We start from the raw sequence: 24465 nt of genomic DNA, 5'->3' as shown, positions 1-24465 counted from the left end.
ATAAGAAAATGGCAAAAGAATTCGCATCAAAAGCAGATTTAGGAGAAAAAGAAATCTCCTTTGTAGAATTAGGAAAAGGATGCTATGGATATACAGCAGAAGGAGATCCAAATAGTGGCGTAATTATAGGAGATGATTATGTAATGGTTATAGAAGCGCAAGCAACCCCTCGTATGGCGGAAGATGTAATGGCTAAAATACGTTCGGTGACAGATAAGCCTATAAAATATTTAGTTCTTACACATTACCATGCTGTACGTGTTTTAGGTGCGAGTGCTTATCCTGTAGACGAAATTATCATGTCTCAAAAAACCAAAGAAATGGTAGAAGAACGTGGAGCGCAAGACTGGAAAAGTGAGTTTGAACGTTTTCCAAGACTTTTTAGAGGGTTCGAGAGCATTCCAGGTCTTACCCATCCATCCATGATATTTGAAGACAAACTTACTATAGATCTAGGTAATAAGAAGGTAGAAATAATGCATGTTGGTGAAGGACATACAAGAGGAGATAGTATTGTTTGGGTTCCAGATGAAAAAGTAATGTTTGCAGGAGATTTAGTAGAATATGGAGCAACACCATATTGTGGAGATGCGCAACTTAAAAACTGGCCAACTACACTACAACGTTTAAGTGATTTTAAACCAAAAGCTATTGTACCTGGTAGAGGAGAAGCCTTAAAGAATGAAGTGGAATGCCTTGAAGCAATTCAAATGACATCTGAATATGTAACTATGCTCTATCAACAGGCATTGTTAAGTGTAGCTCGTGGCGAAACATTAAAAGAATGTTACGATACATTAATGAAAAATATGACCCCTCGTTTTGGAGATTGGGTAATTTTTGAACACTGTATGCCTTTTAATGTTACACGTGCTTATGATGAAGCTAGTGGTATTTCTCACCCAAGAATATGGACAGATGAAAGAGATGTTGCTATGTGGAATGAATTGAATTCTTAAAAATAAGATTATGAAGTGGATACTCCCAAAAACATATGTAAATCCAATATACCCGTTTAAAAGATCTACGGATCAAGATGCGAATTCGCCCATAAAACACTCTGTTGTAATTGTTGGTGCTGGTCCTACCGGATTAACTTCAGCTTTAGATTTAGCTAATAGAGGAATTCCATCCGTAATTATCAGTAGAGAAAAATCTGTAAGTATCGGTAGCAGGGCATTGTGTTTTTCAAAAAAAACTTTAGAAGTTGTAAATAGACTAAACCATAGTGCTTCTAAAAAAATGATTGAAAAGGGAGTAACATGGAATATAGGAAAGGTTTTTTATAAAGAGGATGAGGTATATAAGTTTAACTTATTGGCAGAAGAAGGGCATAAAATTCCAGCATTCATCAATCTACAACAGTATTATTTTGAAGAATATTTGGTAGATGAAATTCACAAAAACCCATTAATAGATATTAGATGGCAATCTAATCTAAAAGATGTATCGCAAGACAAAGACAAGGTTACTTTAGAAATTGAAACAGCAGAAGGTAATTATACTATAGAAGCAGATTACCTTCTTGCATGTGATGGCGTGCATAGTAAAACTCGTGATTGTTTAAACATCCCTTATGAAGGAGAATTATTTGAAGAAAACTTTCTTATTGCCGATGTTACTATGGAAAATGATTTCCCTACAGAACGTTGGTTTTGGTTTGACCCTCCTTTTAATAAAGGCTATTCTGCACTTTTACATAAAGAGCCAGATGGTGTATGGCGTATAGATTTACAATTAGGGCGCGATATTGACAAAGATGTAGAGCTTGACCCTGAAAAGATAAGAGCGCGTTTAAAGCAAATGTTGGGACCAGATTGTAAATTTGAATTGGAATGGACAAGCATCTATAATTTTAGATGTATGCGGATGAAAGAATTAGTACATAACCGTGTAATTTTTGCAGGAGATAGTGCGCACCAAGTATCTCCTTTTGGAGCTCGAGGAGCAAATGGAGGAATACAAGATGTGGACAATTTAATTTGGAAACTAGCTTATGTAATACAGGAAAAAGCTCCAAAATCATTATTAAATACATATCAAGAAGAAAGAAGCCCTGCAACAGATGAAAATATATATCATTCTTCTAATGCTACTGATTTTATTTCGCCTAAATCTGAAATAAGCACTCTATTTAGAAACCAAACGTTAAACCTTGCTAAAGAGCATAAATTTGCACAAAAATTAGTAAATAGTGGTAGACTATCTCATGCCTATAGATATTTAGATTCCTCTTTAATTACTTCAGATACAGAAGATTGGAATTGTAGTTTGCAACCTGGTTTTAATTTTAGCGATGTAAGCTTATCAAAAAATGGAAGTAAAATCAATCTTATTGATGTTCTAGGGTATGATTTTACATTATTGGTCTACGGAAACAAAAAAATTGACATCTCAAAAATTGATGGCGATTTTAGTATAAAAGTAATTTATATTACTAATGATGCGAACACCTCAGAGGCATATTTTGACGCTAATCAGGAATATAAAAAAAGGTATGATGCTAGTGAAGGGAGTTGGTATTTGTTACGCCCGGATCATTATATAGGAGGAAGAAGTAAGATTTTGGACTATTCTAAAATTAATGAAATAATTTTGAAGGCAACCCAAAATAGTTTGGATACCTCTAAGTCTGGTATTTCAGACAAAAGTCCTTTACATGTAAAAGATGAAATGTATAAGTCTTTAATAGAAGCACATGAAGGATTGTCTACAGAAGATAGCAATGCAATGAATGCTAGATTAATTCTCTTATTAATGCAAAATATAAATGATAAGGCACAATGGAATAAAACAATAGCTAATGCAGTATCTTCTATATAAAAACTAAAAAATTCTATTCTCATGGAATCAATTTCAAACACACCATCTACAAGTAATATTTTAATAAATAGTATTACTGGATTATTGTTAGTAATAGCAATAGCATTTATTATTGCAGCAATACCATCTGCAACAAATTATCAATGGATTGTTTTTTTCTTTTTGGCAGCGACTCCTTTCCAAGCAATAGTTGGTATTTTATGGCAAAACAATCTACCATTTATAAAGGGGTTAGATAAAATTCACCAAACTACAAAAGGTATAATACTAGTAATTTTTACTATGCTTTTTGGTCTACTAATAGGGGGGCTTACATTACTTATTATGGGAAAAGGTACTGGGATACTTACTCCACAACTAAATCATTTTTTAATTACCTCAATTATAATTACACTTTGGCTCATAATCATTGTTAACTTCTGGCCTTTTATTGGAAAAATAAAAAATATAACTATAGTTGGTTTTTGTACTTTAATCTTGGCTTTTGGAATAGCTTTTATCGTTTGGAAAATTTTCTTTAATTATGAAAGTATTTCCAATTTAGTACCTTGGTATGTAGAATCTTTAGATCCAAAAGGAGTTTTTGATTTTTCCACGACCATAGTATATATTATTACTTGCTGCCCTGTTCTGTTGTATTTAGCTTTATTCGATGATTGGTTTTTAGAAAAGTGGAGTGGTGCTATACAACCAGGAAAAGCTATCCTGAATACTAATATTATTTTGGGAATTTCTTATATATTTCAATTCTTTTTCACCAAGGTTATAGGTATGGACGTTATGGTATATATGGTAATGGTTCCAATAAGTATGGTATTTGGTGTTTTTTTGGTAAATAATAGTACACAATTTTTTCTTTTTAAAAATATTCGGCAACCATTAAAAGGAATTTATAAAATGATTGCAGCTACTATTTTTGGCTTATCCATGTATGTCCTTTATTTTAATATGGGTGCATGGATTACGGGCCAAGAAATGGCTTCTGGAGCAAACGGCAATTATCAATTAGATTTATGGGTTGCAGATACAATGTTGGGTATTTCTTTCCCGCTAATAATCGTTATTACTGGTTATTTTAACTATTGGCCTTTAAAATCAAAAATTAAATAACTATATTTAAGTATAAGGATATATGATGAAAGATCTTGATTTTCATATAAATACAAATATAGTTGCTTCCAAAGACGCTCTGTCTTATTGGAATGATCATGTGTGTAAAACCTTTATAATGTTAGATGTTTTTAATAATAACAACAAAGAAAATTTTTATGGTTCGTTAGATGTGCATCATTTGGATACCATTCAGGTATGTAAGATAAGTTCGCAGAACAATAGTGTGCAAAGAACGAAACAACAAATAGCAAAATCTACAGATGATTTTTTTATTGTAAACTTTCAGTTAAAAGGAGAATCTATAATTAGACAAGACAGGAGAGTTGTTCATTTAAGACCAAATGATTGGACTTTTACAGATAGTACTAGACCATATACTTTAGATTCAAAGCAAGATTTTGAGCAATTAGTTTTAAAAATTCCTAGAGCAATGATAACATATGGGACATCCTATATTACAGGAAACACAGCCATATTGCTTGATAATAAAGGGGGGTTAGGGAAAATAGTAAAAAACTTTATACTTACTTTAAATGATGAATTGTCAGAAATAAATGTGTTTACAAGAAAATATCTTGCGCACACTTTAATTCAATTATTAAATGATTTTTTAAATTCAAAATTTGTAACTAATAAAAATAACACCCCTTCTAAAGAAACCGCATTATTAAAAATTAAAGCCTTTGTAGAAGAAAATATTACTAATTCGGAGTTATCAATTCTGTTAATTGCGAAAACATTTAATTGCTCAAAGAGACAATTACACAATATATTTAGCGGACAAGATTTAACGCTAAATAATTTCATACGTGAATCTCGTTTACAAAAATGTAAAAACGATTTAGAAAATGTTAATTTATTAAAATTAACAATTAGTGAAATCTGTTATAAAAACGGATATAATGATATCAGTAATTTTGCAAAATCTTTTAAGCATAAGTTTGGTATTCCTCCAGGGGAATATAGAAACCTCTGTTTAGAGTCAAACAATCAAATTAAAACGCAATATATTTCTTAATTTATTTGTCTTTAATTAAAAATCCCGCTGTTTAGTTGCTAAATTCTTTTCTACTTCATTAATAACCAATATTTCGTGCACTATTAACCAATTCGCTATTGGTTTATTGTAGTTTCTTGTATATCAAATAATTAAAACATTTTTTTGATATGGAAAATACAAATTATAAAGTGGCTGTTGTGCAAGCTGCTCCCGTTTATCTTGATCTTAACGCAAGTGTAACAAAAGCAATTAAATTTATAGAAGAAGCAGCTGAAAATGGTGCAAAACTTATCACTTTTGGGGAGACTTGGCTACCAGGTTATCCATGGTGGATTTGGTTAGATGCTCCTGCAATGGGTATGCAATTTGTCCGTAGATATTTTGAGAGTTCTTTGGTTGTAGGGAGTGAACAGCATAAAAGAATAAATGAGGCTGCAAAAAAGAACAATATTTATGTTGGCTGTGGATTTAGTGAAAGAGATGGCGGTTCTCTTTATATATCTCAAATGCTAATTTCGGATGAAGGAGAAACTATTGCCATTCGAAGAAAATTAAAACCAACTCATGTAGAACGTACCGTCTTTGGTAGTGGAGATGGTAGTGATTTAAAAGTGCACGAAACCCAGATAGGTAGGTTAGGAGCATTAGCGTGTTGGGAACACCTTCAGCCACTTAGTAAATATGCCATGTATTCTCAAAATGAACAAGTACATTTTGCAGCTTGGCCAGGATTTTCATTATACTCAGGAAAAGCGCATGCATTAGGCCCAGAAGTAAATACAGCTGCAAGCCAAATATATGCGGTAGAGGGGTCTTGTTATGTATTGGCACCTACTGCAATAGTATCTCAAGAAATGCATGATATTTTATGTGACACCGATATTAAGAAAGAATTTTTGCCATTAGGAGGAGGTTATGCGAGGATTTTTGGCCCAGATGGATCACCATTAGCGGAACCTTTACCTCATGATCAGGAGGGAATCTTATATGCAGAAATTGATTTGGGAATGATTGCCCTTGCTAAAGGTGCAGCAGACCCAGCAGGTCATTATTCTAGACCAGATGTTACTCAATTACTTTTTAACCCTAAGCCGCAACGCCCTGTAGTTTATAGAGATGAATATAATGCGAACACATCTCATAAAACAGAAGAAAAAGAAATAGAACAAACTACTGAAAATCATGAAAAAGTATAAGAAAAATATGCCCAAAAATTGGGAACCTCCTGTTCCTGGTTGGAGTGCCGATATACAGTCAGATTGTAGTGAAGTTGTTATCGGATATTTTGGGTATCAAATAAAAAAGAATGAAAATTTACAGGCAACAAATTTTTTGGAATGGTATTCTAAACTCCTAAAAATAGACAATGCTCCTATACATACAGAAAGAGGGAGAGTAGTAGATAATGAAAATTATGTTAACGATTTTTTTATCTCTTACTGGGATTCTAAAGAAAGCTATGAAAAATGGAGAATATCATCTGCTTTTTTAGACTGGTGGGACTCACCTGATAGAGAAAAAGATGCTTATGGTTATTGGTGTGAACTCATGATTATACCATCAGAACGTTTTGAAACTTTATTTTCATCAGAAGACCAAGCAGGTGCGGCTAAAATGTTCAAAGGATTTAAAGGTCCCATAAAAGAACACAACTATTTTGGGGGTATGCGAGATAGATTGGAGATTTCTGAAGTAAATCTTTTAGAAGGTAATGAGAAAAATTTATCAAAAAAATCTAACATAGAAACTTTAGGAAAACGAGTGTATTTAAAAACACCAAAAAATCTTGCTATTATACGTTCTGCTCAAAACCTAACAGCTTGTAGTTCAGAAGAATTAAGTCGTTATAATACAGAGGTATACCCTCACTTACTTAAAGGAATGGATTTTATAGAAAATAACCCAGAAGAAACAGGTTGTTGCTCCTCAAGATTTTCACAAGAATTAACCATAGAAGGTAAGGAGACAATGAAAACATTCGGTTTTGCATATTTCCTAACCCTAGAGCATTTAGAAACTTGGTCTAGAACACACCCAACTCACTTAGCTATTTTCCATAGCTTTTTAAATATGGCGCAATCTATGGATAAAGTAGATATTAAATTATGGCATGAAGTGTCTGCCTTACCAGAGGGGCAAATATTTGAATATATAAACTGCCATCCTAAAACGGGACTACTTCCATGGTTTCAGTAGAATAACTAAAACTAATATAAAAACTAAAACAATGAAAACTCAATTAAAGAACCTTAATGTAAATAACATAGGATATATGATAGTCCTACTATTATTTTCTATACCAAACCTAAATGCGCAAGAACGAACAATAAATGGTACCGTAAAAGATTCTAAAAACAATCCTTTACCAGGGGTAAATATTCTAGTAAAAAATCAAACAATAGGTGTGATTTCAGATTTTGATGGTAAATATGCCATTACTATAAATGAAGAAGCAGAAACTTTAGTTTTTTCTTATATAGGATTTAAAACTAAGGAGGTTGTTATTGGTGATATTACTACTATAAATACTTCCTTAGAAGAAAAGAGTTTTGGTTTGGAAGAGGTAGTAGTTACTTCAAGAAAGCAATCTGAAAATGTACAAGAAGTACCTATTTCGGTAACGGCAATGTCAGCAAAGACATTAGAGACAAAAGGAATAGGTAATATAGCTCAAATTGCAGATTACATTCCAAATGTAGAGATAGATGTAAATGCGCCATTCAGTGGTAGTCAATCTATTTTATCTCCATATATAAGGGGTATTGGTCAGGTAGATTTTGCAATTACTTATGAACCAGCTGTAGGTTTATACGTGGACGGTGTTTATTTTGGACGTACTGTTGGCTCGGTTATAGATTTGTTAGATGTAGATAGGATAGAAGCTTTAAAAGGACCGCAAGGAACTTTATTTGGAAGGAATACTATTGGCGGAGCAATAAGTATAACAACGAAAGACCCTTCACGAACATTTTCTGTTGCAGGATCAATAACTGGGGGTAGTTATAATCGTTTAGATACTAAAGTATCTGTTGATATTCCGTTAATCAAAGATAAGTTATTATCCAGTTTTTCAGTATCATCCATAAATAGAGATGGCCATATGAAAAGGATTCCTTTTACCAGAGAAAAAAATGCGGATTTAGCAGATCCGCGTACAGGTGTTTTCTCTCAAGTAGACTTAGATGCAGATCAAGGTAATCAAAACAATGATACATGGAGAGCAAAATTTTTATGGTTGGCTTCAGGTAAATTTAAAGCAACTCTAAGCGCAGATTACGAGAGAGTTAGAGAGAATCAAAACGCAAGTAAACTTATTAATGTTTATAATGAATTTGGTGGAGCTCCGACAATAGTAGGAGCATATAATGCTTGTGCTTCGGGGCTTTTGCCACCTGAGTTATGTGCTGCAATTAATGGTGCGCCTGGTTTAGATTTAGCAGGAGCTACTCCGTTTGATAGTCGTTTTATTACAGATGATCCTTTTACAAATTATGCTACTGCAGATGCAGGAACAAAAATAGATACATGGGGAACAGCGCTTACCTTAGATTGGGAAATGACAGATAAAATTGATTTTAAGTCCATTTCTTCATATAGAGACTTAGAATCTAGGTTTGCGGAAGATCAGGATTTTTCTCCAATACCTTTTGGTACAGCTGGTTTTACAATGCCGCAAACACAATTTACTCAAGAATTTCAGTTTATAGGGAATAGCGATAAGTTAAAGTGGATTGGAGGACTTTATTACTTTACAGAAGATGGTTCCGTAACCGATGAGGTGGTTTTAGGAAATGGGTTAGTTCAAATATATGGGCAAAACTTTATTAACAATAAAAGTTATGCTGTATTTGGACAAGTAACTTACAACCTTACCGAAAAATGGAGCCTAACAGGTGGTTATAGATATACCAATGAGCAAAAAGAGTTAGATGGTAGACAAAGAGATCTAAATAGTTTTGTGCTAAAGACAGGAGTTGTAACACCTGCGGATTTTCCAACTTCAGATCTTACATTATATTATCCTCCAGGATTAAACGAGCAATCATTTAGTGTTTCTACAGTACGTTTAGGTACAGAGTATAAATTTTCTGAAAATGTATTTGCGTATGGGTATTTTGCTCAAGGTTTTAAATCTGGTGGTTGGACAACTAGAGTAACTACTCCTGTTTTAGAAGCACCTACCTTTGCTCCAGAAAAAGCAAATACTTATGAGATAGGATTAAAGACAGATATAGCAAACAATAGAGTTCGTTTTAATATAGCCGGTTTTTATACGGATTACCAAGATTTACAAGTTACGGTGCAAAGAGGTATTACTCCTTTCGTGGTTAATGCTGCACAAGCAGAAATAAAAGGGGTAGAAGTTGATGCGCAATGGAGAGCGTCAGAGAATTTAACTTTTTCTGGAAATCTAGGGTATATTGATGCCCAATACAAAAAAATAACTGATCCAGGAGCAGTAATAACGGAAAATTCTAGTTTTATAAATACACCAGATTTTTCGAGTTCTTTAGCCCTAGATTGGACAATTCCTTTTGGAGAAAACAAAGGGAGATTACTTTTCCATATAGATATGGCTAGTAAAAGTGAAATTTATAATGATGTAGAGAATACACCACTGCTTGTACAAGAAGGGATATCATTATTCAATACTTCTTTGTCTCTAGAAAGTGCTAGTCGAAATTGGAAAATTACATTAGGAGGAACTAACATTACAGATGAAACATATATTGTAGGGGGATATAATAATCCAGGAGTTGGTGTAACATATGCTACGTATGCAAGACCGGCTGAATTTAACTTAGGAGTAAGTTATAAATTTTTCTAAAATCATCTAACTAAATAAAGTTGTTTATTAGTGTCAGGGGTTTCTCTATTTATTTTCCATAGAGAGGCTTCTGGCAATTTTAAGAGTGACTTTAATATAAAAATATTTTTCATGGCACATTTAAACCCATTATCAAAAGGATTACACCCGGAATTAGAACCTAAATTCGACTATTATAAAAAAACAAGAGGTTTTATTCCAAATAGTATTTTAACAATGCAAAGAAGACCAGAAATAGCAAAGGCATTTATGCAATTAAATCACGTTATTTTATATGAAGGAACAGTTTCTGAAGAATTAAAAATGTTAATTAGTTTAATATCGAGTCAGGTAAGTGGTTGTAAATACTGCCAAGCACATATGGCTAATTTATCTAAGATTTATAAGGCTTCTAAAGAAAAAATTGTAGCGGTTTGGGAATTTCAAACCTCTCCTTTATTTACACCAGCAGAGCGAGCAGCACTTAATTTATCCTTTAAAGGAGCATTAGTCCCAAACGCAGCAACAATTGCCGATTTTGATGAAGCAAAAAAATATTTTGATGAATCTCAAATTGTAGAAATTGTAGCTTCTATTGCATTATTTGGGTATCTAAACCGTTGGAATGATACCATGGCTACAGACTTGGAAGAATATCCTAAAAAAATAGCAGAAAAACTCATAGGCTCTAAAGGGTGGAATGTAGGTAAGCATAAAGGGTAAGTGTATAATTGCCTTTTTTTACTAATCATTTGTCCCGTCCTAAAATAAGTTGACACAAATTCAACTTATTTATGAAGTATTCAGAGAAACCAAGGAAGAAGCGGAGTCAACGCGATTACAATTTAGGCTTTAAATTAGCGGTAATATCCCAAGTAGAAAAGGGCGATATGACCTATAAGCAAGCCCAAAAAGCATATGGTATTCAAGGAAGAAGTACAGTTTTGGTTTGGTTAAGAAAACATGGTACCTTAGACTGGAGCAAACCACGACCAAAGGTTGCCACTATCCAAAAGAAAGAAACACCTGCTCAAAAAATAAAAAGATTGGAGAGAGAACTCTCTGATGAGAAGCTTAAAAACAAGGTGCTTAATACGATGATTGATATTTCGGATCAGCAATATGGTACTTCTATCAGAAAAAAGTATTTACCCAATCAATCCAAGGAATCGGACAACAAGGAGTAAGTCTATCTCGTTGTTGTAGATTGTTTGGGATAAGTAGACAAGCTATTTATCAAGCGGAAAAACGTAAAATAAAAAGAACTATTGAATTGACTCAGGTTAAGTCATTAGTTTTACAGATGCGTCAAGAAATGCCTAGACTAGGTACACGAAAATTATATTATCTCCTTAAAGATGATTTTGATAAACAAGGAATTAAAATAGGTAGAGATGCTCTGTTTGATTATTTAAAAGCCGAATCCATGCTGATAAAACCAAGGAAAAACTATACAAAAACCACGAATTCGAAACATTGGTTAAGGAAATACCCCAACCTAATGAAAGGTATAACACCTATCAGGCCAGAGCAGTATTTTGTTAGTGATATCACTTATATAAAAAGTAGAGAAAGAACTCATTACCTATCGTTGGTAACGGATGCTTTTAGTAGAAAAATTATGGGGTACCATCTAAGCGATGATATGAGTGCTGAAAATGTAGTAAGGGCAATGAAAATGGCTGTCAAGAAAAGAGTAACAACTACAAAACTCATACATCATTCTGATAGAGGACTACAATATTGTTCTTCATTGTATCAAATGGAATTGGAAAAAAACAATACCATACCATCGATGACAGATGGGTATGATTGTTATCAAAATGCTTTAGCAGAGCGTATCAATGGTATATTAAAAGGAGAATTTCTTATCCATAAATGCAATACAGCTAAAGACCTTAAAAAACTAATAGAGGAATCTATAGTAACATACAATAACAAAAGACTACATTTGAGTCTTAATTACAAAACACCTAACTTTATACACAACAAAAAATCCAGCGAAGCTAGCTTCGCTGGATTAATTTAATTATTTAATAAATTGTCAACCTATTTTAGGACGACTCAATTAAATAAAGTTAGAGTAGTAGATTATTCTTTTTTTGTCAAATTTTTTACTCTACTTGCCGGCAGGGTTATTTTTATTAATACACCATCATATCTTTTATGATAGTTTTTGGTCTATGCTGGCTTCTTAAAGTAGTACATTATAACTATTAAAGTAAAATATTTTTTACAAGCACCCATACAACGCATGCTTTAAATGTTATACAATCTTTTTTTTTAAATTCATGATCAAAATTATTAAGTTATGAATTAAATCTCTCTCTTATTTTTAGATATTCCTGCTCATACTTGTATAATATAAAATGTCACTTATGTTTACTAGTATTAAATACGAAAGCGTTTTCGTTAGTTTCATTTTATATATAGAAAGACAATGACTACTTTATTTTAATAGCACTTGCGGTTTTATTTTGATTAATAAATTTTAAAATGTATTTTTTTTAATTGGGGTGGAAGTAAAATATATCAGGTATAAATTACTACATTAAATGGGTTAAATTAAATATTATGATAGTATGACTTCAATAATGGAAAATGCAGATTGGTGGGTCTTAGGAGCCTATTTTGCAGCATTAATAGGTGTTGCAATATGGGTAATACTTCAAAAGAATAAAGACACCGCTGATTATTTTTTAGCAGGAAGAAATGTAGGTTGGTTTGTTATTGGTGCATCTATTTTTGCATCCAATATTGGTTCAGAACATGTAGTAGGTTTAGCGGGTACAGGGGCAGAGTCTGGAATGCCAATGGCGCATTATGAACTTCATGCATGGATTGTGTTGCTTTTAGGTTGGTTGTTTTTACCCTTTTATTTTAGGAGTAATGCATTTACAATGCCCGAGTTTTTAGAAAAAAGATTTGACGCCCGTTCCAGATGGTTTTTATCGGTATTCTCATTGGCAGGTTATGTAATAACCAAAGTGTCTGTAACTATATATGCGGGCGGTATTGTTGTGTCAGAATTGCTTGGAATCCCTTTTTGGTATGGAGCTATTGGTATTGTAGTTTTTACTGGAGCATATACAGTAATAGGCGGTATGAAAGCCGTAATATATACAGAAACTTTACAAACGGTAGTATTAATTCTAGGCTCTGTAATTATAACCTATTTAGGATTGCAAGAAGTAGGTGGTTGGCATGTTCTTAAAGAAACAGTAGGACCAAGTCATTTTAATATGTGGCGACCAATAAGCGACCCAGATTTTCCTTGGACAGGAATGTTGTTTGGAGGTACAATAGTTGGTATATGGTATTGGTGTACAGACCAGTATATTGTACAAAGAACCTTAGCAGCAAATAATATAAAAATAGGAAGAAGAGGGGCAATATTTGGAGCATATTTAAAGATTTTACCAATTTTTATTTTTTTAATTCCAGGGATTATAGCTTATGCACTTTCTATACAAGGAGTATTAACTTATGAAAAAGCGGATCAGGTATTTCCAGTATTAGTAAAGACACTTTTACCTGTAGGATTAAAAGGTTTAGTAGCTGGCGGCTTAATGGCAGCTTTAATGAGTTCTTTGGCCTCGGTTTTTAATTCTTGTTCTACCATATTTACGATTGACATTTATAAGAAATTAAAACCTCAAACAGAGGAGGGAAAGTTGTTAACTATTGGTAAAGTAGCAACTAGTATTGTGGTAGTTTTGGGTATAATTTGGATTCCTATTATGGAAAAAATTGGTGGCGGAACATTATACCAATATTTGCAAAGTGTGCAATCTTATATTGCGCCACCTATAACAGCTGTTTTTTTATTAGGAGTTCTTTGGAAAAGAACAAATTCTATAGCAGCTATTGTAACCTTATTTTCTGGTTTAATTGTTGCAGCTATACGTATCATGGCAGAAATATACCAGAGTAGTCTTTCGGGCGCGATGTTAGAATTTGCAACTATAAATTTTGCGCATATGGCTATTTTCATGTTTTTACTTTCTATTGTTATTTGTATTGGGGTTAGTTTAGCTACTGATCCACCAAATTATACCGCTATTTCTGGACTCTCTTTTGGAACATTAACAGAGGATGATAAGCAAATAAATAAAGAAAGTATATCTACAATAGATATAGTATTATCTATCCTTTTAATAGGAATTGTAATAGCCATACTATCTTATTTCGTAGGGTAGTATACGCTATCTTTTACGAAAAGCTTTGCGAAATTTTTCGTACGCAACGAAAATTTTAATTAAGTTATTGTTTTTTAAGTGTTTACGTAGGTTTTATAGGTTTGTTTTAAGATGCTTTTTTACTGTTTTGTATATTGTAGAAAAGAGAAAAGTATAGTGTTTATTTAGCCTTTAAATTATATTTGAGAAAAGTAATAACCATTTAAAAGCATTATGTATTATATAGGTTTAGATATAGGAAGCTCTTCTGTAAAAGTAGCATTAGTTGCTATAGATACTGGTAAAAGTATTGGTGTTGTTCAAGAGCCAGAGACAGAAATGTCTATGTTAGCTATTAAAAATGGTTGGGCAGAACAAAATCCTGAAGATTGGTGGCAGTATGCTTGTAAAGGTATAAAAGCTATCAAGAAAAAATACAACGTTTCTAGAACCCAAATAAAAGGTATTGGTATTTCCTATCAGATGCACGGCTTAGTAGTTGTAGATAAAAAAGGAGAACCGTTAAGAAAGTCTATTATTTGGTGCGATAGTAGAGCAGTAGCTATTGGAGATAAAGCATTTAAAGATTTAGGAGAAGAAACTTGTTCTTCGCAATTATTAAATTCTCCAGCAAATTTTACTGCCTCAAAATTAAAATGGGTAAAGGAGAACGAACCAGATATATATAAGAACATTTATAAGTTTATGCTCCCTGGAGATTATATAGCGTATAAATTCTCTAATGTAATAAATACCACAATCTCTGGATTGTCCGAAGGAATATTATGGGATTTTAAGAAAGATAGCGTTGCAAATTTTCTTCTTGAACACTATGGTTTAGACGCGCATTTAGTTCCAGATATTGTAGATACATTTACAAAACAGTCTCAAGTAAATGGGCAAGGAGAAAAAGAAAGTGAATTAGCGGCAGGAACGCCCATATTTTATAGAGCAGGGGATCAACCCAATAATGCATTATCCTTAAATGTATTAAATCCAGGAGAAGTTGCAGCAACTGGAGGTACTTCAGGCGTTGTTTATGGAGTTACTAATAGCTTGTCTAGTAAAGAAAGTTCTAGAGTAAACAATTTTGCACACGTAAATTATAAAAAAGGAGAAGAACCAAGAATAGGTAAGCTGTTGTGTATAAATGGAGCTGGTATACAATATAGATGGTTATTAAATAATTTAGAGGCTTCTTCTTATGAAGAAATGAATGTTTTAGCATCAGATATTGCTGTAGGTTCAGACGGTGTTTGTGTTATCCCTTTTGGTAACGGAGCAGAAAGAATGCTAAACAATAAAGAAATAGGAACAAGGTTGGTAAACCTAAATTTAAATAACCATACCAAAGCACATATTTGTAGGGCAGCTTTGGAAGGCATTGCCTTTTCTTTTGTTTACGGAATGAATATTTTAAAGTCAGACGGAATGAAGGTAAACGTTATGCGTGCAGGAAACGATAACCTTTTTAGATCCGAAATATTTGCAAATACGATAGCTACTTTAATAGAACACGAGATTGAAATTTATAATACTACAGGAGCAATAGGAGCGGCAAGAGCAGCAGATTTACATTTAGGAGATTTTAAAAAGTTTAGTAAATCTATAATGGATAATGATCATGTAATGACGTTTATGCCATTTAAAGATAAGGAGCCCTATATACTAGCTTACGAAAATTGGAAAAAAGAACTAGAATTAATTACAAATAAATAATACAGGTAAAAAAATGGCAGTATTAGGAAATAAAGAATACTTTAAAGGAATTGATGCAATTAAATTTGAAGGAAAAGAATCAGATAATCCTCTAGCATTTAAATATTATAATCCGGAACAAATAGTAGCAGGAAAAACAATGCGCGAGCATTTTAAATTTGCAATAGCATATTGGCATACATTCTGTGGTCAAGGGTCGGATCCATTTGGGCCAGGAACGCAAAGTTTTGAATGGGATAAAGCTACAGACCCAATACAAGCTGCAAAAGATAAAGCAGATGCTGCTTTTGAATTCATAAGTAAAATGGGATTCGATTATTTTTGTTTTCATGATTTTGACTTAATTCAAGAAGCACCAACCTTTGCAGAGTCCGAAAAAAGGTTAACTACAATTACAGAGTATTTAAAAGAAAAAAAATCGGAATCTGGGATTAAATTACTTTGGGGAACAGCAAATTGTTTTTCTAATCCAAGGTATATGAATGGAGCTTCTACAAATCCAGATTTTAATGTTGTAGCTAGAGCAGGGGCGCAAATAAAATTAGCCTTAGATGCTACCATAGCTTTAGATGGAGAAAATTATGTTTTTTGGGGAGGTAGAGAAGGCTATATGTCTTTACTTAATACCGATATGGGACGTGAGTTAGATCATATGGGGCAGTTTTTAGCAATGGCTAGAGACTATGCACGTGCGCAAGGGTTTAAAGGAAATTTCTTTATAGAACCAAAACCAATGGAACCTATGAAGCATCAATATGATTTTGATTCTGCTACGGCTATTGGTTTCTTAAAAGAATATGGTTTAGAGAAGGACTTTAAAATGAATATAGAAGTAAACCATGCAACTTTAGCACAGCATACTTTTCAACATGAATTAGAGGTAGCGGCAAAAGCTGGTATGTTAGGTAGTTTAGATGCTAACCGTGGCGATTACCAAAATGGTTGGGATACAGACCAGTTTCCTAATAATATTCAGGAAACAACAGAGGCAATGTTGGTATTCTTAAAAGCTGGTGGTTTACAAGGAGGCGGAGTTAATTTTGATGCAAAAATTAGAAGAAACTCTACCGATTTAGAAGATGTTTTCTTAGCTCATATTGGTGGTGCAGATACTTTTGCAAGAGCATTATTAACTGCAGATAAGATTATTACTTCATCTGCTTATGATAAATTAAGAGAGGAACGTTATAGTTCTTTTGATTCTGGTAAAGGAAAAGATTTTGAAGCAGGTAAATTAAGTCTTCAAGATTTATATAAAATTGCACAGGAGAATGGAGAGTTAAAATTACAAAGTGGTAAGCAAGAATTGTTCGAGAATATAATCAATCAGTATATATAAAAAATATAAGCAGTTAAGGCTATGGTCTTAACTGCTTTTTTAAATTATAAGTTTAACGTATCTTTCTATCCTTCGTTAATTAGTTTTTATGAATTTATAAGACTATTATTAAAGTATTGTAATGAAAAAAATAACACTTAAAGATATTGGTAAGCATTTTGGGGTGTCTATTTCTACAGTATCTAAGGCAGTACGAGATAGTCATGAAATTAGTACAGAACTAAAATTAAAAATTCAAAAATATGCTAAGGAAAATAACTATAAGCCTAATAAGGTAGCTCTTAGTTTATTAAATAAGAGTACAAAAACAATAGGAGTAGTTATACCTAATATTCTTAATTATTTTTTTATTCAAGTTCTTTATGGGATAGAAAAAATTGCTAACGAAAAAGGATATAATATAATTAGTTGCATTAGTGATGAGTCTAATGAAAAAGAGGGTAAAACATTAGAAGTTTTAGATGCTGGTACAGTAGACGGACTAATAATGTCTTTAACCAATGATTCTGATATAAACAAAAACATTAGTTATTTACAAGAGATTGCAAGTAGCCAAATCCCCGTTGTTCTTTTTGATAGGGTTTCTGATGCTATAAACTGTGATAAAGTTATTGTAGATGATTATGAATCGGGTTTTAAAACTACAGAGTATTTTATAAATATTGGATGTAAAAATATAGCAGTAATAACGCCTATTAGTAATTCTAATATTGGAAAATTAAGAATAGACGGGTATAAAAAGGCGCTGCATAAAAATGGAATTTCTTTTGATGAAGGAATGATATTAAATATAGAACCTAAACATGATTTAGATTTAGAAATGTCTTTTTTATTAAATTATAAGAAAATAGATGCACTTCTTTGTTTGGATGAAATAACCGCAGTAAAAGTACAAAGTATAGTAAAAGAAAGAGGATATTCAGTTCCAGGAGATATATCTATAATAGGGTTCACAAACGGTCAACTATCTAAATATGTAACCCCTGCAATGACAATGGTTAGCCAACATGGTAAATATATTGGAGAAATGGCATCAAAAATGCTAATTAAAAGAATAGAAGAACCAGATAGTGGAGAACCTTTTGAAACTAAAGTTATAAAGACTAGTCTAATAGTTAGGGAATCTACCAAAAAAATAGATTAAAACCATTTTATAGTAGTGTAAATTAGTTTTATTTTTTTCTTTTAAAGATTAAAATATATTTGAATATCATAGAAATAAAACAAGGTAATTTATTTTATAATTTTAACTTCTCTTATAATTAAAAGCGTTTTTAAAAGTTGGCAACAGTTATAAAAAAGACTTTTTTAATCCATAAATAGTTGTAAATTGGAAAAATTAACTAATAGAAAAAAATGAAAATTAGTAAAAAGTATAGAACAGCATTAATATTAGCTTTAGGGTTTGGAACAATACAAAGTTCAGCTCAAGATATTGGTTTACAATTATGGAGTTTAAGAAACCAATTTAAAACAGATATACCAGGTACATTATCTACTATAAAGAGTTGGGGTATTACTAAGATAGAAGGGGGAGATAGTTACGGAATGTCTTTTGAAGAATTTAATGGGTTACTTAAAAAAAATGGTTTAGATATGGTAAGTATTGGAGCCTCTTTTAAAGAATTAGAAGATACCCCAGAAAAGGTTTTAAGTAATGCTAAAGCCTATGGAGCAAAATATGTTATGTGTGCTTGGGTGCCTCATAACGAAAATGATTTTGCGATAGCAGAAACCAAGCATGCAACAGAGGTTTTTAATAAAGCAGGTAAGTTGTTAAAAGAAAATGGTATAACATTAGCTTACCATGCTCACGGTTATGAGTTTAGACCATATAAAGACGGGACATTATTTGATTATATGATGCAGAATGCAGAAAATTTTACTTTTGAGATGGATTTGTTTTGGGTGCAACATGGAGGTGAAGACCCATTGGCTTTAATGAAAAAGTATCCAGAAAAAGTTACACTATTACATTTAAAAGATATGGCTAAAGGTGTTGTTGGTAATAATACAGGTAGTGAAGATAGAGAAACTAATGTAGTTCTAGGAACTGGGCAAATAGATATTGCAGGAGTAGTTGCAGAGGCTAAAAAGCTTGGAGTAGAATATATGTTTATAGAAGACGAATCTTCTAGAGTGGTAGAACAAGTGCCACAAAGTTTGGAGTATTTAAAAGGGTTAGACTAAAAAAAGTATAAATTAGTATAAGAAAAACCAATTTCTAAGTACTATTAGAAATTGGTTTTTCTTGTTTTATAAAGTTCTAAAAATATATAGTACCTTTCTGTTTTAATAGAAAATCTAAATAGTAAAATGAGAATATTAACCGTTCTATGTTTATGTATTTTTTTCTCCTGTAAAGAGAAAATAAAAGAAACAAAATCTTCAGAAAAATTAGAAACAGTTATAATAGATAGTATTAAAGAAGAAAAACCAGTTGCTATTATAATTCCAGAAGAGCAAAAATTAAAATTGTTTAATGCTGTAGCAGATTCTACTTTTATACGTTTGGAAGATTATAGTAATGATTTTGCATATGACATGCGTTATGCTACAGAAAATAATTTTTTAAAAGCAAAGGTGTATGATTGTGCAGAATGTTATACAAGAGCAAAGACGGCAAAAGCTTTAATAGCAGCAAATAAAGAATTTCTTAAAAAAGGCGTAAAAATAAAATTTTATGATTGTTATAGGCCAAATTCTGTGCAGTATAAAATGTGGAAAATTGTTCCAAATCCACAATATGTAGCAAACCCTAAAAAAGGTTCTATTCATAATAAAGGAGGTGCTGTAGATATTACTTTGGTAACTTTAGAAGGAGAAGAACTAGATATGGGAACAGATTTTGATTTTTTTGGAAAAAGAGCGTATCATGATAATTTAGATTTACCAAAAGAGATATTGGAGAATAGAAAATTGCTAAAAGAAACCATGGAAAAACATGGTTTTTGGTCTATTAGAACAGAGTGGTGGCATTATAATTTAGGGGCTGCAAGTAATGATAAAATAGCTGATTTTAAATGGGATTGTAATGAGGTTCATTAATATTAAAAGGTATTTAATTATTGTTATGTCTCTAAGTGCTTTTGGTTGCGCATCTAAAGAAAGAGTAATAGAACTTTGGCCAGAAGGAAAAATTCCTAACCATATAAAAACGGAAGAGAAAGAAGTTCATGAACAAACTAACATTCTAAGAATAAAAAACGTTCAAAAACCTACTATAGAAGTATTTTTACCAGATGAATCTATTGCCACAGGTAAAGCCTTATTAATTTTTCCAGGAGGCGGTTATGGTTTACTTGCTTACGATTGGGAAGGAACTGATATTGCTGAATTTTTGAATAAACATGGCATTGCAGGTATTGTGGTTAAGTACAGGTTACCATCAGATAAAACACAAACCAAAAAATATACCGTACCTTTAATAGATGCTCAAAGAGCAATTAGATTGGTTCGTAGTAAAGCCAAAAAATGGAATATTAACGAAAATGAAATTGGTATTATTGGTTTTTCTGCAGGAGGGCATGTAGCATCTACTTTAGGAACGCAGTATAACAAAAAAGTTTATACACCTATTGATGCAATAGATGCGTTAAGCGCGCGACCAGATTTTATGGCATTAATTTATCCTGTAATAACTATGGGAGAAAAAACGCATAAAGGGTCTAAAAAAAATCTGTTAGGAGAAAATCCATCCGAAGCCTTGGTTAACACGTATTCTAGTCATCTTCATGTTAATGAAAAGACACCCACAACATTTCTTGTCCATGCCATAGATGATAAAGCTGTACCAAGAGAAAATAGTGAGTTTTTTCATGCGATGTTATCTACGAAAGGGGAAGGGAAGTCTATTCTGCATCTTTACGAAAAAGGTGGACACGGGTTTAGTCTGGCAAAAGAAGAACCAAATTTAAATAAGTGGACTCAAAAATTAATCTCTTGGATTAATGAATTAGAATTAGATTAATTTTTTTTAATAATCACTGTTTAAGTATCTAAGAACTTTAATATTTTTGCTCATTATAATTTCGGGATGTAGCGCAGTCCGGTAGCGCACTCGGCTGGGGGTCGAGTGGTCGCAGGTTCAAATCCTGTCATCCCGACTGAATAAGAAAATGAACTGTATCTACAGTTCATTTTTTGTTTTTAAAAGTGTCAAAAACATAGTTTTTGTAAACGATTAAAAACAAAAAATGAGTAGGCAATAAATAGCCTTTATTTTGTTACTGGTTCTATGGATTACTTTTCCAAAACAGAGAGTACTAAATATTAATATCTTATTTTTGAGTAAAACCAATTGGTAATAATTTGGTTCTAAAATAACTTATGCAATTAGAAGAGTTAATTACACGTTTTCAACAAAAAGATACTTTCGCTTTTGAGAGGCTACATGCTATGTATGCAGAAAATATTTGCGGTGTAATTAATACAATAGTTAAAGATGACAATCTAGCACAGGAAATTTGTCAAGATGTTTTTGTAAAGGTCTGGAATAGTGCTATGAGTTATAATAGCTCTAAAGGTCGTTTTTTTACATGGATCGTAAATATTGCAAGGAATGCAGCTATAGATGTAATGCGATCTAAAAACTATAAAAATCAAAAAAAGAACCTTTCCGCAGATTACTTCGTAAGTATACTTGAAAATACAACAGAAGAAGAGGAAATAGATTTTAACACAAAGGGGTTACGTAATTTAGTATCTAAATTAAAAGAAAAGTGTATACAGGTAATAGAGCTTCTTTATTTTAAAGGATATACACAAAAAGAAGTAGCAGAAGAGTTAGATATACCTGTAGGAACCGTAAAAACTAGAAATAGAAGTTGTATTTCTCAATTAAGAGAAAATATGAAATAATAAATGAATACAAAAGAATACATAGAATCGGGTGTGTTAGAGCTATATGTAGCTGGCCAACTTTCAGAAGAAGAAAATCTGAAAGTAGCCGAGTATGCTAAACTGTATTCAGATATACAAAAAGAAATAGAAGCTATAGAGGCGTCTATTTTAGCGCTTTCAAAAACTGCAGCTCCTAAAGTAAATTTAAGCTTTAGTGATGTATATGAAAAAATTAAAAATTATAGAGATACTAAAGTTGTTCCAATTAATAAAAGCGCATTAAGCTGGAGTTCTTATATGGGTTGGGCAGCGTCTATCCTTTTACTAATAGGGGGAGTGTATTTGTTTAATCAAAATGAGAAATTACAATCTCAAATAGAAGTAGTAGAAGGGCAACGTATTAATTTAGAAGAGCAAATTAATGAAGCAAAAATTTCTCTTACAAAGTCCGAAGAGTTGTTAGCGACTATACGTGATAAAAATATAACAGTTATTCCTTTAGGAGGCCAAGAGGTTTCTCCCACTTCCTATGCTAAAGCTTATTGGAATAAGAAAGAAGAGAAACTTTATATAGATGCGCAAGGCTTACCGGAACCTCCAGATGGTATGGTGTACCAAGTATGGTCTTTAAAATTAAACCCGCTTACACCAACAAGTGTAGGTTTGTTAGAAGATTTTATAGAAGATGATAATCGTATTTTTAATTTAACAAACGCAAATACATCTGAGGCATTCGGAATTACTCTGGAGCCTTCTGGTGGTAGCAAATCTCCAAACTTGGAGCAATTGTATACCTTAGGAGTTGTATCTTCTAGTTAAATTAAAGGTCTTTTTTAACACGGTGAATTCGCATTAATTTTATAAGCCAATTTGGTAAGGGTTTATGTTGGTCCCTCTTTTTTAGATTTATAAATAAACCTAGTTTTTTTATAATAGGAACTTTGTGTGTTTCTACAAACTCTAATAGAATGCCATCTGGGTCTTCAATATAAGTAAAATGTCCTGCGGCTTCTCCCATATCAAAACTAGAACTGCTATCTACAGTAAAAGGGTGGTTAAGCTCCTTAGCTTTTTCTCCTAAAGCTTTCATGCCAGACACATCAAAACAAAGATGTATATACCCTAAATCGCCTCAATAGCGATTTGCATATATTTTTTTTGGAGAGCCATTTTTTTTCTGAATAAGCTCTATTTCACAAGGGCCTAAAAGAGTGCCAAAACCTCCAATTTTTGTTTCGCTTCTTCTTAGTAATGTTCTTCTGTAATTGTTTTCTTGATTGTCTATAAATGACAAATCTTCAAAGGTGTTGTTTTTATCATATACAACAGTATCAAAGCCTAAAAGATTTTTGTAAAAAGTAATAGACCTATCTATGTCCGAAACACCTAAAGTTACACCTAGAACACCACCACAATCTTCATTACCTTCTGTAAAAGTTGTATTGCAGGTTACTATTTGCACCAAATTACCCCATGGGTCTTTAAAGAAAAAATGTTCTTGATTTTCAAAAGTAGAAATAGGGGATAAGAGGTCTAAATTTAAGGTTTGTAATTTCTCATGGATACTATTAATATTCTTGCTTTTTAATTTTAATATATTAATGCCTAAATCTCCTAAATTAACAGATTCTAAAGGTGGAATAGGGTTTCTGTTAGTGTATTGCCAAATTTCTAAACCTCCGCCACCAGCAAGGTTTAAGGATAAAAGTGCTTTCCTATCCCAAGCTTTACCACCTGTGTATTTTGTCATTAAAGAAGCAGTTGCTTCATCTTTGAAAACTAATAGATTAAAACCAATATTATGTCTGTACCAATTAAATACTTTATTAGCATCTTGTACTCCAATTCCTATTTGTTGTATCCCGTTTAATGTAATTTCATTGGATAACTCAGCCATTATGATATTGCGTTTTGATAAGTTTAGAATGTATTTTTTTTAATTTTTTAGGGGAACAACCAAATTTAAATAAAACTATTAAAATAAGATTAGAAACATTAACTCTTATATAGGAGTTATGTTCATATTTTCTTACAGAAACTATTAAATTGTTATTTATAATAGTGTAGGGTATTTTATTTTTTTTAATTCTTTTAAAAAACTCAAAGTCTTCCATTAGAATTTGCGTTTCATTAAATCCTTTCAAGGTGTTAAATTTCTTTGCTTTTATAAAAAGACATTGGTCGCCACCTCCTGTAAAAATGCCATCTTTACGAGTAAAGGACGCATTTATTTTTAGGAAAAAGTTATCACTATCAAATTTATATGAAAAAAATCCTGCATCTATATTATTAGATAAGGCCTGTTTAATATCGGATAAAAATGATTTTGGAGGAAAAACATCTGCATGTAAAAAAACAAGAATAGTACCTTTAGCATGCTTAGCTGCATAATTCATTTGAGCAGCTCTTCCTTTTTTTGGGCTGTTTAAAAGTAGAACTTTTTTAGAATGTAAAATAGAATTTGTACCATCTGTAGTATTGGGGGAAATTGCTACTAATATTTCATAAGGAATTGTTGTTTTATAATTTTCTATATGCGGGAGTAGCTTTTCTAAATTCTTTTTTTCATTATGTGCAGGTACTATTATAGAAATCATTCTCATATATATTTAAAAGTACTGTTTATAAAAGAAAAGTGGTACAC

The 24465-nt window shown here is 32.1% G+C and carries 21 protein-coding genes and 1 tRNA gene; 19 read left to right on the top strand and 3 right to left on the bottom strand.

Features of this window, described 5'->3' with window-relative positions; translation table 11 throughout:
* Positions 1 to 8: 8 nt before the first annotated feature.
* The 19 genes from Q0820_RS08380 to Q0820_RS08290 all read left to right on the top strand — a co-directional run bounded on the left by Q0820_RS08380 (position 9) and on the right by Q0820_RS08290 (position 22640).
* Entirely contained in the window at positions 9 to 959 is a 951-nt protein-coding gene (locus Q0820_RS08380; protein WP_298486918.1) for an MBL fold metallo-hydrolase, read from the top strand.
* Positions 960 to 969: 10 nt separating this feature from the next.
* Positions 970 to 2823, top strand: coding sequence for an FAD-dependent monooxygenase (locus Q0820_RS08375; protein WP_298486916.1), 1854 nt, complete (start codon positions 970 to 972; stop codon positions 2821 to 2823).
* 21 nt (positions 2824 to 2844) lie between these two features.
* Positions 2845 to 3933 (top strand): hypothetical protein, encoded by a 1089-nt coding sequence (locus Q0820_RS08370; protein ID WP_298486914.1) that lies wholly within the window; start codon positions 2845 to 2847, stop codon positions 3931 to 3933.
* A gap of 22 nt (positions 3934 to 3955) precedes the next feature.
* Complete coding sequence (locus Q0820_RS08365; protein WP_298486912.1) at positions 3956 to 4954, top strand: helix-turn-helix domain-containing protein; 999 nt, start codon at positions 3956 to 3958, stop codon at positions 4952 to 4954.
* 149 nt (positions 4955 to 5103) lie between these two features.
* Complete coding sequence (locus Q0820_RS08360) at positions 5104 to 6132, top strand: carbon-nitrogen hydrolase family protein (RefSeq protein ID WP_298486909.1); 1029 nt, start codon at positions 5104 to 5106, stop codon at positions 6130 to 6132.
* Complete coding sequence (locus Q0820_RS08355) at positions 6119 to 7132, top strand: phenylacetaldoxime dehydratase family protein (RefSeq protein ID WP_298486907.1); 1014 nt, start codon at positions 6119 to 6121, stop codon at positions 7130 to 7132. Before Q0820_RS08360 ends, Q0820_RS08355 begins: the two co-directional genes overlap by 14 nt.
* A gap of 31 nt (positions 7133 to 7163) precedes the next feature.
* Positions 7164 to 9764 carry a TonB-dependent receptor gene (locus Q0820_RS08350; protein WP_298486906.1) on the top strand — a complete coding sequence of 867 codons (2601 nt, stop codon included), beginning with the start codon at positions 7164 to 7166 and terminating at the stop codon, positions 9762 to 9764.
* Positions 9765 to 9875: 111 nt separating this feature from the next.
* A complete protein-coding gene (locus Q0820_RS08345; RefSeq protein WP_298486905.1) occupies positions 9876 to 10466 on the top strand; it encodes a carboxymuconolactone decarboxylase family protein in 591 nt (196 codons plus the stop codon).
* A 71-nt stretch (positions 10467 to 10537) separates the two neighbouring features.
* Positions 10538 to 11772 (top strand): IS3 family transposase gene (locus Q0820_RS08340; protein ID WP_298486904.1). Its coding sequence is split into 2 segments (ribosomal slippage): positions 10538 to 10895 and positions 10895 to 11772, totalling 1236 coding nucleotides; the frame shifts between segments, so codons are not numbered across the junction.
* Positions 11773 to 12325: 553 nt separating this feature from the next.
* Positions 12326 to 13942, top strand: coding sequence for a sodium:solute symporter (locus Q0820_RS08335; protein WP_298486902.1), 1617 nt, complete (start codon positions 12326 to 12328; stop codon positions 13940 to 13942).
* Positions 13943 to 14155: 213 nt separating this feature from the next.
* Positions 14156 to 15640: an FGGY family carbohydrate kinase gene (locus Q0820_RS08330; protein WP_298486900.1), complete on the top strand. Its 1485-nt coding sequence runs from the start codon at positions 14156 to 14158 to the stop codon at positions 15638 to 15640.
* Positions 15641 to 15653: 13 nt separating this feature from the next.
* A complete protein-coding gene (xylA, locus tag Q0820_RS08325) occupies positions 15654 to 16979 on the top strand; it encodes a xylose isomerase (RefSeq protein WP_298486898.1) in 1326 nt (441 codons plus the stop codon).
* 121 nt (positions 16980 to 17100) lie between these two features.
* Complete coding sequence (locus Q0820_RS08320) at positions 17101 to 18123, top strand: LacI family DNA-binding transcriptional regulator (RefSeq protein WP_298486896.1); 1023 nt, start codon at positions 17101 to 17103, stop codon at positions 18121 to 18123.
* Positions 18124 to 18335: 212 nt separating this feature from the next.
* Positions 18336 to 19169, top strand: a complete 834-nt coding sequence (locus Q0820_RS08315; protein ID WP_298486894.1) for a sugar phosphate isomerase/epimerase — start codon at positions 18336 to 18338, stop codon at positions 19167 to 19169.
* Between the two features lie 126 nt (positions 19170 to 19295).
* Entirely contained in the window at positions 19296 to 20027 is a 732-nt protein-coding gene (locus Q0820_RS08310; RefSeq protein ID WP_298486892.1) for a M15 family metallopeptidase, read from the top strand.
* The gene (locus Q0820_RS08305; protein WP_298486890.1) at positions 20014 to 20949 is read left to right on the top strand and encodes an alpha/beta hydrolase; all 936 of its coding nucleotides are present in this window, start codon (positions 20014 to 20016) and stop codon (positions 20947 to 20949) included. Before Q0820_RS08310 ends, Q0820_RS08305 begins: the two co-directional genes overlap by 14 nt.
* A gap of 62 nt (positions 20950 to 21011) precedes the next feature.
* Positions 21012 to 21085: transfer RNA gene (locus Q0820_RS08300), tRNA-Pro, on the top strand.
* A gap of 223 nt (positions 21086 to 21308) precedes the next feature.
* Complete coding sequence (locus Q0820_RS08295) at positions 21309 to 21839, top strand: sigma-70 family RNA polymerase sigma factor (protein WP_298486888.1); 531 nt, start codon at positions 21309 to 21311, stop codon at positions 21837 to 21839.
* Between the two features lie 3 nt (positions 21840 to 21842).
* Positions 21843 to 22640, top strand: a complete 798-nt coding sequence (locus tag Q0820_RS08290; protein WP_298486886.1) for an anti-sigma factor — start codon at positions 21843 to 21845, stop codon at positions 22638 to 22640.
* Position 22641: 1 nt separating this feature from the next.
* On the opposite strand, the gene Q0820_RS08285 is transcribed toward Q0820_RS08290, so the two are convergent.
* From Q0820_RS08285 to Q0820_RS08275, 3 genes are read right to left on the bottom strand one after another with little or no spacing between them, the layout of a single operon-like run.
* A complete protein-coding gene (locus tag Q0820_RS08285; RefSeq protein ID WP_298486884.1) occupies positions 22642 to 22911 on the bottom strand; it encodes a hypothetical protein in 270 nt (89 codons plus the stop codon).
* Positions 22912 to 22953: 42 nt separating this feature from the next.
* A complete protein-coding gene (locus tag Q0820_RS08280) occupies positions 22954 to 23718 on the bottom strand; it encodes a VOC family protein (protein ID WP_298486882.1) in 765 nt (254 codons plus the stop codon).
* Positions 23711 to 24418, bottom strand: a complete 708-nt coding sequence (locus Q0820_RS08275) for a TIGR04283 family arsenosugar biosynthesis glycosyltransferase (protein ID WP_298486880.1) — start codon at positions 24416 to 24418, stop codon at positions 23711 to 23713. Before Q0820_RS08275 ends, Q0820_RS08280 begins: the two co-directional genes overlap by 8 nt.
* Positions 24419 to 24465: the final 47 nt, after the last annotated feature.

Origin of the sequence: uncultured Maribacter sp. (assembly GCF_947495965.1) — a bacterium.
Taxonomy (GTDB): domain Bacteria; phylum Bacteroidota; class Bacteroidia; order Flavobacteriales; family Flavobacteriaceae; genus Maribacter_B.
The sequence above is the reverse complement of the archived record's forward strand: the minus strand, read 5'-3'. Positions and strand labels throughout refer to the sequence as shown.